General features: G+C 64.4%; 10 protein-coding genes and 1 tRNA gene. 2 read left to right on the forward strand and 9 right to left on the reverse strand.

Translation table 11 applies throughout. The features are described from left to right. Nucleotides 1-15: 15 nt before the first annotated feature. From thrS to A3CW_RS0114695, 7 genes are all read right to left on the reverse strand, one after another. On the reverse strand, nt 16-1923 hold the full coding sequence (thrS, locus tag A3CW_RS0114665) for a threonine--tRNA ligase (protein ID WP_028204252.1): 1908 nt from the start codon (nt 1921-1923) through the stop codon (nt 16-18). A 289-nt stretch (nt 1924-2212) separates the two neighbouring features. Next, nucleotides 2213-2289: transfer RNA gene (locus A3CW_RS0114670), tRNA-Val, on the reverse strand. An 86-nt stretch (nt 2290-2375) separates the two neighbouring features. Continuing rightward, entirely contained in the window at nt 2376-4625 is a 2250-nt protein-coding gene (locus tag A3CW_RS0114675) for a RelA/SpoT family protein (protein WP_028204253.1), read from the reverse strand. A gap of 60 nt (nt 4626-4685) precedes the next feature. Further along, entirely contained in the window at nt 4686-5039 is a 354-nt protein-coding gene (locus A3CW_RS0114680; RefSeq protein ID WP_028204254.1) for a RidA family protein, read from the reverse strand. Nucleotides 5040-5135: 96 nt separating this feature from the next. Further along, the gene (locus tag A3CW_RS0114685) at nt 5136-6029 is read right to left on the reverse strand and encodes an alpha/beta fold hydrolase (RefSeq protein ID WP_028204255.1); all 894 of its coding nucleotides are present in this window, start codon (nt 6027-6029) and stop codon (nt 5136-5138) included. A 159-nt stretch (nt 6030-6188) separates the two neighbouring features. After that, nucleotides 6189-6830 (reverse strand): CoA transferase subunit B, encoded by a 642-nt coding sequence (locus tag A3CW_RS0114690; protein ID WP_028204256.1) that lies wholly within the window; start codon nt 6828-6830, stop codon nt 6189-6191. A gap of 15 nt (nt 6831-6845) precedes the next feature. Continuing rightward, a complete protein-coding gene (locus tag A3CW_RS0114695; protein WP_028204257.1) occupies nt 6846-7553 on the reverse strand; it encodes a CoA transferase subunit A in 708 nt (235 codons plus the stop codon). A gap of 257 nt (nt 7554-7810) precedes the next feature. On the opposite strand from A3CW_RS0114695, the gene A3CW_RS0114700 reads away from it, so the two are divergent. Then, the gene (locus A3CW_RS0114700; RefSeq protein ID WP_028204258.1) at nt 7811-8383 is read left to right on the forward strand and encodes a LuxR C-terminal-related transcriptional regulator; all 573 of its coding nucleotides are present in this window, start codon (nt 7811-7813) and stop codon (nt 8381-8383) included. Nucleotides 8384-8419: 36 nt separating this feature from the next. Here the strand turns inward: A3CW_RS0114700 and A3CW_RS0114705 are convergent, their stop codons facing one another. Together A3CW_RS0114705 and A3CW_RS0114710 are read right to left on the reverse strand one after the other, a co-directional pair. Continuing rightward, nucleotides 8420-8860 carry an acyl-CoA thioesterase gene (locus A3CW_RS0114705; RefSeq protein ID WP_028204259.1) on the reverse strand — a complete coding sequence of 147 codons (441 nt, stop codon included), beginning with the start codon at nt 8858-8860 and terminating at the stop codon, nt 8420-8422. Nucleotides 8861-8925: 65 nt separating this feature from the next. Beyond that, nucleotides 8926-9705 (reverse strand): SDR family oxidoreductase, encoded by a 780-nt coding sequence (locus A3CW_RS0114710; protein ID WP_028204260.1) that lies wholly within the window; start codon nt 9703-9705, stop codon nt 8926-8928. Between the two features lie 176 nt (nt 9706-9881). Here A3CW_RS0114710 and A3CW_RS0114715 point away from each other — a divergent pair. Then, on the forward strand, nt 9882-10786 hold a 905-nt coding region (locus A3CW_RS0114715), incomplete at its 3' end, for an NAD(P)/FAD-dependent oxidoreductase (protein WP_035513017.1).

Here is a 10786-nt window from a genome sequence, read left to right on the forward strand (position 1 = left end):
CGCTGCCACAGTGGCTTACTTGAACGTCTTGACGTCTTCCGCAAGACGCGCAGTAAAGGCATCGACGGGCATGACACCCAGATCGACACCGCCACGGGCACGCACGGCTACCGTTTGTGCTTCACGCTCCTTGTCGCCGACGACAAGCAGGTAAGGAACCTTCTCAAGCGTGTGCTCGCGTATTTTATAGCTAATTTTCTCGTTGCGCAAATCGGCCACCACTCTAACCCCTTGTTTTTGCAACGATTGGGCCAGATTCGCGGCATATTCGGCCTGACTTTCCGCGATATTCATCACAACCGCCTGCACCGGAGCGAGCCACGGCGGCATCGCGCCGGCATGGTGCTCGATCAGAATCCCGAGGAAACGCTCCATCGAACCGAGGATGGCGCGGTGCAGCATGATGGGGCGGCGGCGGCTGTTGTCCTCGGCCACGTACTCGGCGCCAAGGCGCTCCGGCAGGACCATGTCGAGCTGCAGCGTGCCGCACTGCCACGAGCGACCGAGCGCGTCCTTGATGTGGTACTCGACCTTCGGACCGTAGAACGCGCCCTCGCCCGGCAGCTCTTCCCACTGCAGGCCGCAGGCCGTGAGCGCCTCGCGCAGGCCCTGTTCGGCGCGATCCCACGTTTCATCCGTCCCCGCGCGCGAATCCGGGCGCAGCGAGAGCTTGATGTCGATGTGATCGAACCCGAAATCCTTGTAGATGCTCATCGCCAGCGTGTTGAAGGCGATCGACTCGCTGATGATCTGGTCTTCCGTACAGAAGATGTGCGCATCGTCCTGGACGAAGCCGCGCACGCGCATGAGACCGTGCAGCGCGCCCGACGCCTCGTTGCGGTGGCACGAGCCGAACTCCGCGTAACGCAGGGGCAGATCGCGATACGAGCGCAGGCCGTGGTTGAACACCTGGACGTGGCCCGGGCAGTTCATCGGCTTGATCGCGTAGTCGCGCTTTTCCGACTCCGTCGTGAACATATTTTCACGATAGTTCTGCCAGTGACCCGACGCTTCCCAGAGCGAGCGGTCCATGATCATCGGCGTCTTGATTTCGTCGTAGCCGGCCAGGCGCAGGCGGCCGCGCATGTACTGTTCGACCTGCTGCCAGAGCGTCCAGCCCTTCGGGTGCCAGAACACCATGCCCGGCGACTCGTCCTGCATGTGGAACAGGTCGAGCTGCTTGCCGAGCTTGCGGTGGTCGCGCTTTTCGGCCTCTTCGAGCATGTGGAGGTACTGGTCCTGGTCTTCCTTCTTCGTCCAGGCCGTGCCGTAGATGCGCTGCAGCTGCTCGTTCTTCGAGTCGCCGCGCCAGTAGGCGCCCGCGACCTTCATGAGCTTGAAGACCTTGAGCTTGCCCGTGGACGGCACGTGCGGGCCGCGGCACAGGTCCGTGAAGCCGCCGTGCGAGTACAGCTTGATGTCCTGGTCGCCCGGAATCGATTCGATGATCTCGGCCTTGTACTTCTCGCCGATGCTCTTGAAGTAGTCCACGGCCTCGCCGCGCGTGACGACGCGGCGCGACACCGGCTCATCCTTCTTCGAGAGCTCCTGCATGCGCTTTTCGATCTTTTCGAGATCTTCGGGCGTGAAGGGACGGTTGTACGCGAAGTCGTAGTAAAAGCCGTTGTCGATGACCGGCCCGATCGTGACCTGCGCTTCCGGATAAAGCTCCTTCACCGCGTAGGCGAGCAAGTGCGCCGTCGAGTGACGGATGATGTCGAGGCCGTCGCCGTCCTTGTCGGTGACGATGGCGAGCGATGCGTCACGATCGATCAGCGTCGACGTATCGACCAGTTCGCCGTCGAGCTTGCCGCCGAGCGCCGCCTTCGCGAGACCGGGGCCAATCGAAGCCGCCACTTCGGCGACCGTGACGGGATGATCGTACTGTCGAACCGAACCGTCGGGTAGACGTATCGCAACCATGTTTTTCTCCAGAAGTGCCGCGCAGGCACATCGTATTGTTCGTGGGAACAGACTGCGGAAAACTTCACAGCGAAAAAAAAGCGGCCCCGCTTTCGAGGGGCCGCATTCACTTTTCAAACCTGACTGCAGAGGCGAAAGAGGTCCTCGACTAGCGTCGCTCCGAAGTAGTTTCGGTAAACGTTCGCGGTGTCATAACCGTACTCGCCTTATGGCGCTTCCTTTGCAGGCACAGCGCGCTTTGTGCATTTACTGCCTTGAGCCCCCGGTAAACCCAAGGACTCGATTTCGTTGGTAGGCTCGATTGGACTCGAACCAACGACCCCCACCATGTCAAGGTGGTGCTCTAACCAGCTGAGCTACGAGCCTGAAGAAGAGAGATTATATGAAGCAGCCGCAGACTTGGCAAGTATTTTTTGCAGCGCGGCAATCTTTGCCCGCCACGCCTGGCCGCCTCAACCCCGGCGCGACGCCCGCTGCACCCCGCCCACCTCGCCCAGCAGCGCGCAGGCGCGCTGGATCTGCGCCGAATTCGACACTTCCACGGTGAACTGCATGTACGCTGCATTGCGGCGCGACTGCGTCTTCACGCCGATCACGTTCATCTTCTCGCGTGCGAACACTTCGGAGATGTCGCGCAGCAAACCCTGGCGGTCGGTGGCCTCGATCGAGATATCGACCGGGTAGACCGACTGGCCGCGCCCGCCCATCACGTCGGCGGACCACGTGGTGTGCAGCACGCGCTCGGGCGCGCGGTTGGCCATGCGCAGGAAGGTCGGGCAGTCGCTGCGATGGATCGACATGCCCTTGCCGCGCGTAACGAAACCGCTGATCGCGTCGGGCGGCGCGGGCCGGCAACAGCGCGCGAGCTGCGTAAGGAGCGCGTCCACGCCCACCACCAGCACGCCCGACGACCCGCCATGCGCGACGTTCGTGCCGCTCGCGCGCTTGGTGAGCTGCTCGGGCGTCTCCTCTTCGGGTTCGGCCGTGGGCGCGTCGTGCAGCGCGTGCTCGACGTTGCGCAGGCTGAACTCTTCCTTGCCGACCACGCTGAAGAGGTCGTCGGGCGACTTGAAGCCCAGCTTGGCGGCGAGCTGATCGAGACTGACCGACGTGCGGCCCTCGCGCTGCAGCGTCTTTTCCACCATCGCGCGGCCGTTGGCGATGTTTTCCTCCGCCTCGATCGCGTTGAACCACGCGCGGACCTTCTGGCGCGCACGCGGGCTTTGCAGATAACCGAGCTGCGGATTGAGCCAGTCGCGCGACGGGCCGCCCTCTTTCACCGAGACGATTTCGACCGTCTGGCCGTTGCGAAGCTGGGTGTTGAGCGGCACCATCGCGCCGTCCGCGCGCGCGCCGCGGCAGCGATGGCCCAGTTCGCTGTGCAGGTGATAGGCGAAGTCGAGCGGCGTTGCGCCCTGCGGCAGCGCGATCACGCGCGCCTGGGGCGTGAGGACGTAGATGTGGTCGTCGTCGAGCGTGGCCTGGCGCAGCTGCTCCCACGACTGGCGCCCATCCGACACATCGTCCTTCCAGGCGAGCAGCTGGCGCAGCCACGCGATCTTCTCGTCGTAGCTGCTGCTCGCGCTGAACTGGCCGCCGTAGCCCTTCGCACCGGCTTCCTTGTAGCGCCAGTGCGCGGCCACGCCGTATTCGGCGAACTGATGCATCTCCTGCGTGCGGATCTGCACTTCGAACGCACGGCCGTCGTCGCCGATCACGACCGTGTGCAGCGACCGATAACCGTTGGGCTTGGGCCGCGAGATGTAGTCGTCGAATTCCCTCGGCACCGGTTGCCAGAGGTTGTGCACGATGCCAAGCACCGTGTAGCAATCCTTGATGTCGGGCACGATCACGCGGAACGCGCGCACGTCGTAAAGCTCGGAGAAGTCGATCTCCTTGCCGCGCATCTTCTTCCAGATGCTGTAGATGTGCTTGGGCCGCCCGCTCACCTCGGCCTGGATATGGGCCGCGGCAAGCTCGCTCTGCAGCCGCGCGATCGCCTCGGACACGTAGCTCTCGCGCTCCACGCGCTTTTCGTCGAGCAACTTGGCGATACGCTTGTAGGTATCGGGCTCCTGGAAGCGGAACGCGAGGTCTTCGAGTTCCCACTTCAGTTGCCAGATGCCGAGACGGTTGGCGAGCGGCGCGTAGATCTCGAGCGTCTCGTGCGCGATCCCGGGCGCCGGCGTGATCTTCGCCGCCGCGTAAAAGCGCAGCGACTGCAGGCGCGACGCGAGCCGGATCAACACGACGCGGATGTCCTGCGCGAACGCCAGCAGCATCTTGCGCAGCGACTCGACCTGCGCGCGCCGCGCCGCCTGGGCGTCGCGACTTTCGCGGCCCGCTTCGGGCACGGCATGCTGCGCCGCGCGCAGGCTCACGGTGCCGAGCCGCAACAGCTTGCGCACGTCGAACACGAGCTTCGCGACTTCCGCGCCGAAACGCGCTTCGAGCGCGCCTTCCGGATCGTCGAGGTGCGGCGCGAGATTGAAGAGCGCCGCGGCGAGCACCGCAGGCGGATCGACGTTGAGCCGGCTCACGATGAATGCCGTGCCCTGCGCATGCTCGACGAGCGGCTCGCCCGTGGAAAGACGTGCGTCACCGGCGTGCTCGCGCACGAACGCGAGCGCGTCGTCGAGCGACGGCAGCGCGCCAGAATCGGCGGAAACCGCGGGGGCGGGAGGAACGGTGTCGCTACTCATGAGGCGATGCCCGCCGGCTTGCCGGACGGGCGACAACGAAAAGGATCAAACCAGCTGCGCTCAATCGCGCTGCGCAGCCACCACGACGATCTCGACGAGGCATTCCGGATTTGCGAGCTTCGCTTCGACCGTCGCACGCGGCGGCGTCGCGCCTTGCGCGACCCACTTGTCCCACTCGGCGTTCATGCCGGGGAAATCCTTCATGTCGGCGATATAGATCTGCACCGAGAGAAGCAGCGACTTGTCGCTGTTCGCCTCACCCAGCAGGCGGTCGATGTGGCCGAGCACTTCGCGCATCTGGCCGGCGATGTCCTGCTTGGTCTCTTCCGCGATCTGGCCAGCCAGGTAGACGGTGCCATTGTGGATGGCGGTTTCCGAAAGACGTGGACCAACGTGGTGACGAATGACTGCCATGAAAATTCCTGTTGAGAAGTGAAGAACGGTCAACTTCCAGGCCGGCACGATCCAGCGCGCATCGGCGCGCGCAGGAATATGCCGGCGAATCTCATATTATGACGCGCGAAGGGCCTCGCCGTCGAAGAAACGGCGCGCGATCGCGATCTGGTCGGGCGCGAGGAACGCCGGCGCATGCCCTACGCCCTCGATTTCGACGCTCGATACATGGCGCCCGGTCGCGACCATCTTCGCGACCGTTTCGCGCGAAAGCAGGTCCGAAAGCGCGCCGCGCACGACGAGCACAGGCCCTTCGAACGCAGCGAGCGAGCGCCACAGAAACTTCTCGCCCTCCTCGTTCTGCTCGGGCGTGGTCGACTTGAAGGGTTCCGCAATGCGCGGGTCGTACCGGTAGCGCCACGTGCCTTCGACTTCATGCAGCAACGGCGTGTTGATCTCGCGCCATTGCCCGGCGCTCAGCGGGCCGAACGAGGCCGCGAGCAGCGCCGCATTGTCGATGCCTTCCTGGAGCGTAGCGAAAGACCCGCCTTGCCCGACGTACTCGCCGATGCGCGCGAGCGACGCGGGTTCGATTTGCGGCCCGATGTCGTTGAGCAGCATGCGGCCAATGGGCGCGCCCGGCAGCCCCGCGAGCGCCATACCGATCAGGCCGCCCATCGACGTACCGAACCAGTCCACCTTCTCCACGCCCGTGCGCGCGATCAACGTGACCATGTCCGCCACGTACTGCGCGACGCCGTAGCCGCGCGGGTCGAGCAGCCACGATGACAGCCCGCGCCCGGCCACGTCCGGGCACACGACGCGATACTGGTCGGCCATCGCGGCGGCGAAGCGGTCGAAGTCGCGCCCCGAGCGCGTGAGTCCATGCACGCACACGAGCACGCGCGGGTTGGCGGGGTCGCCCCACTCGGTGTACGCGATGCGGTGCAGGCCCGCGGGACTGAGACACTGGACGTACTGCTGGCGCGGCACTGCGGTCGATTCGGTCATCGCGAAATCCTCGCTCGAAGGCGCATCAAGGCTTTCGGCCGATTGTAAACGGCTTTGCCGCCCGGCATCGCCGGTCAAGCCGCACGCAAACCGTACGCAAAAGCGAAACGGGCGAGACCGGAGTCTCGCCCGCCGCCAATCATGCTTACGCTACGACGTTCAGCCCACGGCGCTCACGTCGAGCGGCGCGCCGGTCTTCGCCTTGATCTCGTCGACCGTCACGCCCGGTGCGAGTTCGGTCACCTTCAGACCTGCGTCGCTCACTTCCATCACGCCGAGGTCGGTGATGATGATGTCGACCACCCCCACGCCCGTCAGCGGCAGCGTGCAGGCTTCGAGGATCTTGTGCTGGTCGCCCTTCGCCACGTGCTCCATCAGCACGACCACGCGGCCGACGCCCGCCACCAGGTCCATCGCGCCGCCCATGCCCTTGATCATCTTGCCAGGGATCATCCAGTTGGCCAGGTCGCCCTTCTCGCTCACCTGCATCGCGCCGAGGATCGCCAGGTTGATGTGGCCGCCGCGAATCATCGCGAACGAGTCCGCGGAAGAGAAAATCGACGAACCCGCCAGCGTCGTCACGGTCTGCTTGCCGGCGTTGATCATGTCGGCGTCCACTTCGTCCTCGGTCGGGAACGGGCCGATGCCGAGCAGGCCGTTTTCCGACTGCAGCCACACTTCCATGCCCGCGGGCACGTGGTTGGCCACGAGCGTGGGCAGCCCGATGCCGAGGTTCACGTAGAAGCCGTCCTGCAGTTCCTTCGCCGCGCGCGCGGCCATTTCATCACGATTCCATGCCATGGTCGGTCTCCTTCCTCAGTTGCCCGCGGCTGCGCGCACGGTGCGTTGTTCGATGCGCTTTTCCGGGTGCGCGTTGAGCACGATGCGCTGCACGAAGATGCCCGGCGTATGAACGGCGTCCGGATCGAGTGCGCCGTTCTCGACGATCTCCTCCACTTCCACCACGGTGACCTTGCCCGCCATCGCGCACATCGGGTTGAAGTTGCGCGCCGTGCGGCGGAAGACCAGGTTGCCCGACTTGTCGGCCTTCCACGCCTTCACGAGCGCGACATCCGCGGTGAGCGAATGCTCGAGCACGTAGTGCTTGTCGCCGAACTGGCGCGTTTCCTTGCCTTCGGCGATCAGCGTGCCGAAGCCGGTATTCGTGAAGAACGCCGGAATGCCGGCGCCGCCCGCGCGCAGCTTTTCAGCCAGCGTGCCTTGCGGCGTGAATTCGAGTTCGAGTTCGCCCGACAGATACTGGCGCTCGAATTCCTTGTTCTCGCCCACGTACGACGAGATCATTTTCTTGATCTGGCGCGTCTCCAGCAGCAGGCCGAGGCCGAAGCCGTCCACGCCCGCGTTGTTGCTGATGCAGGTGATGCCCTTCACGCCCGTATCGCGCAGTGCCGCGATCAGGGCTTCGGGAATGCCGCACAGCCCAAAGCCGCCGACCGCGAATGTCTGGCCGTCCTTGACGATGCCCTCGAGCGCGGCAGCCGCGCTTTTATAGACCTTGTTCATCAGTGTGTCCCTTCCTCGAATGGAAATCCGCCAATCCGGTTTGTCGCGCGGACGTCTAGCGCGTCCGGATGTTCAATTCTAGTCATGCCCCGGCGGCGTTGCCGTGAAGCGGGCAGCCCGGCCGGGCCGCGCGCACGGGCCCAAACGAGCCGCGCGAGCGTGGAAAACTGCCCCTCCGATGGGTGCAAAGCGTACGCTGGCCCCCTGTTACGGCACAATACGCAAAACTACATAAAGCAATACCCGCACCGTCAGCCATGGCCGCTCCCACCCAACCCGTCGAACGCTCCGCTCTCGACTACCAGACCGCGTTCCATCTTGCGCCCATCGGCCTCGTGCTCGCGCGCGAGCGCACCATCGTCGATTGCAACGACCAGGTCGCCGCCATCTTCGGCTGCGCACGCGAGGCGCTGATCGGCCAGTCGTTCCAGCTGCTCTACCCTTCGGCGGACGAATTCGAGCGCATTGGCGCACGCATCCCGCCGATCATGACGGCGCAAGGCAGTTACGCCGACGACCGCATCATGAAGCGCGCCAACGGCGAGCTCTTCTGGTGTCACGTCACGGGGCGCTCGCTCGATCGCGCCGAGCCGCACGCGGCGGGCGTCTGGACGTTTGAAGACCTGAGCGCGACGCGGCGCGTGGCCATCGAACTCACGCCGCGCGAACGCGAGATCGCCGCGCAGCTCGTTACCGGCAAGACCAGCAAGCAGATCGGGCGAATTCTCGAGATCAGCCCGCGCACCGTGGATGTCTATCGCGCGCGCCTCATGCGCAAGTACGACACCGGGAACGCCACCGAGCTGCTGCAGCGGCTGCTCGGCCAGTAAGGGCGCGCCGCCGGGCGGCGCGCGACATATGGGCGCTCAGCCTACCCGGTCGGACTTGACGAGACCCGCATGCTCGATGGTGGCGCGCAGCATGTCGGGAATCGGCACCGATTTGCCCGCCGCGTAGTCGATCCACACGCAGCGCGCGTTCCCGCGTGCGTAGAGCGTGTCCGGCTCGTCGGCGCGGCGCAGTTCGAAACCAGTGTCGAAGCTGCTGCGGCCCGGCTGGCCGACCGTCATCGTGCAGACGATGTCGCCGGGGTAATGCAGCTGCTTGAGGAATTCCATCGAAGCATTGACGATCACGGGGCCCTGTCCGTCGCCGCTCTCCGCGGCCACGCCCAGATGCTCGAACCAGGAAATCCGCACCTGCTCCATGTAGCGGAAATAGACCGTGTTGTTCACATGGCCGAACGCGTCCATGTCGCCCCAACGGATCGGCATGGTCATTTCAAATACGGGGTGGTAGTCACTCATTGCACTTCAACTTCGTGTTGTTGCGAAAAAACGGAATGCCGGCCGGCGGCCGGACTCGCCTGGGTTCAGGTGAGCCCGAAGCCGTCGTCGGCGGTAATGATCGAACCGTTGATGAACGACGACTCGTCGGCGGCGAGCAGCAGCAGCAGGCCGTCCAGGTCCTCGGGTTTGCCGACGCGGTGGCGCGGCAGCATCGAAACGAGCTTTTGCCCCTGCTCGGTCGACCAGTGGTGGTGGTTGATCTCCGTGTCGATGTAGCCTGGGCAGATCGCGTTCACGTTGATGCCGTGGCGGCCCCATTCGAGCGCCATCGCCTTCGTCATATGGACGACCGCGGCCTTGCTGATCGCGTACAGGCCGATTTGCGGCAGCACGCGCAGACCCGCCACCGAAGCGATATTGATGATGCGGTACGCCGGCTTCGGGCCGCCGCCGTTGCCGCGCATGATCATGCGTTTGGCCACTTCCTGGGCCACGAAAAAGGCGCCGCGCGTGTTGGTGTCGAACACGTATTCGAAGTCGGCGGGCGTGACGTCCGCGAGCTTTTGCGTCGTGGAGACGCCCGAGTTGTTGACGAGGATGTCGATGGTCCCCGCCTCGGTTTCCGCGTGCGCGACCGCCGAGCGAATGCTCTGGTAGTCGGTCACGTCGAGCGAAACGACGTGCGCGGCGCCCCCGCTCGCCTCGATTTCGGCGCGCAGCTCCTTGAGCCGCTCCACACGGCGGCTTGCCAGCACGACTTTTGCGCCCGCCTGCGAGAGCACCTGGGCGAAGCGCTTGCCGAGCCCGCTGGAGGCCCCCGTGATCATCGCGACCTTGCCTTCCAGATTGATCGAACGGCCCATTTCCGGTTCCTGTTCAGAGGTGAATAAGCGCCAGAACGCAGCGGGGTCGGCCCGCCAAATCTGACGCCGCAGAATAGAACGGTCGTGCTAATGTTAGCCTGTTGGGTTGCGGCACGGGGAACGTTACCCGACAATACGAACCCGAAAAAAGCATTCTAATGGCAAGAGGAGCATTGATGACCCCCGCAAGTCTTTTAGAGCAATACGGCCCACGCGAGTCGATGGAATACGACGTGGTGATCGTCGGCGGCGGCCCCGCCGGGCTGTCTGCCGCGATCCGCCTGAAGCAGCTGGCCGCGGAGAAAGGCGCTGAAATCGGCGTTTGCGTGCTGGAGAAAGGCTCGGAAATCGGGGCGCATATCCTCTCGGGCGCGGTCATGGATCCGCGTGCCTTGAACGAGCTGATGCCGGACTGGAAAGAGCAAGGCGCACCGCTGAACGTGCCCGTGACTGAGGACAAGTTCCTTTTTCTTTCCGAAACGGGGGCTAAATCTGTGCCGAACTGGGCACTGCCCGACAACTTCAAGAACCACGGCAACTACGTCATCAGCCTCGCGAACGTCACGCGCTGGCTGGGCCAGCAGGCCGAGGCGCTGGGCGTGGAAATCTTCCCGGGCTTTCCGGCCGCCGAAGTGCTCTACAACGACGATGGGTCGGTCAAGGGCGTCGCCACCGGCAACATGGGTGTCGGCAAGGACGGCGAGCCTACCGAGAACTTCCAGCTCGGCATGGAGCTGCACGCGAAGTACACGCTGTTCTGCGAAGGCTGCCGCGGGCATCTGGGCCGCCAGCTGAACGAGAAGTTCAAGCTCGGCAAGGATTCGGATCCGCAGGTCTACGGCATCGGCATCAAGGAACTGTGGGAGATCGATCCGGCCAGGCACAAGCCGGGGCTCGTGATCCACACCGCGGGCTGGCCGCTGGAGTCCGACACCTACGGCGGCTCGTTCCTGTACCACATCGACAACAACCAGGTGATGGTGGGATTTGTCGTGGGTCTGGCGTACCAGAACCCGTATCTCTCGCCGTTCGAGGAATTCCAGCGCTACAAGACGCATCCGGAAATCCGCAAGTATCTGGA

Origin of the sequence: Paraburkholderia nodosa DSM 21604, from assembly GCF_000519185.1 — a bacterium.
GTDB lineage: Bacteria > Pseudomonadota > Gammaproteobacteria > Burkholderiales > Burkholderiaceae > Paraburkholderia > Paraburkholderia nodosa.